The sequence below is a fragment of the Bradyrhizobium sp. P2_E8 genome (assembly GCF_056403875.1).
The window spans coordinates 1-878 of sequence record NZ_JBFUES010001689.1; the positions used below are offsets into that span (position 1 = coordinate 1).

Genomic DNA, 878 nt, shown 5'->3' on the forward strand with positions numbered 1-878 from the left:
GCGCTGGCCGGCGTGGAAGGTCATGCCGCCGCCCGGGTCCGCCGAATAGCAGGCGGCAAAGCGATGGGCTTTCGACGCCGGCACGTGGAAATCTGTGTCGGTCATGCCGAGCGGATCGAGAATGCGTGTTTTCAGGAACTGCTCGAACGGCATGCCGGAAATCTTGCCGACGAGGTAGCCCAGCACGTCGGTCGCGACCGAGTAGTTCCAGGATTCGCCCGGCGAGAACTCCAGCGGGATTTTCGCGAGCGCCTCGATCATGGTCTGGAGCGTGCCGGACTTCTCGACCTCGCCGATCTTCTCGGTGCGATAGGCGGCATCGACATTGGAGCGCTGCTGGAAGCCGTAAGTCAGCCCGGAGGTGTGGCGCAACAGATCGACGATCAGCATCGGCCGGGACGGCGGCCGGGTCAGGAAGGCCGGCGCGGTGCCGGCGACGAACACGCCGAGATCCTTCCACTCCGGAATGTACTTGGCGACAGGCTCGTCGATCGCGACGAGGCCTTCCTCGACCAGCATCATGAAAGCGACGCTGGTGAGCGGCTTGGTCATGGAATAGATGCGGTAGATGGTGTCGTCCTTGACCGGCACCKTGCGCTCGACATCGGCAAGGCCCTGCACCGAGCTGTGGGCGACCTTGCCGCGGCGATAGACCAAGAGATGCGTGCCCGGGAAACGGCCGGCATCGATGTAGCGGCGTTTCAGATGCGCATCGACGCGGTCGAGCGCAGCCTTGGACATGCCGACGGATTCGGGCGAGGCGGGGGTGGGGGCGAGCATCAGTTCCTCCGGGGCGTTTTGTGGGAAAGTTGATAGCGAAATGCCGGCCCCATTCCAAGCCGGTTGCGCTTAACGCGGCCCCGCCGACTGGTGTAGGC

Annotated in this window: 1 protein-coding gene; it reads right to left on the reverse strand. The window is 64.5% G+C overall.

All coding sequences use genetic code 11. From position 1 onward, the window contains the following. The coding region (locus AC1D00_RS43240) for a serine hydrolase domain-containing protein (protein ID WP_477014942.1) at positions 1–780 on the reverse strand (780 nt) is incomplete at its 3' end. Positions 781–878: the final 98 nt, after the last annotated feature.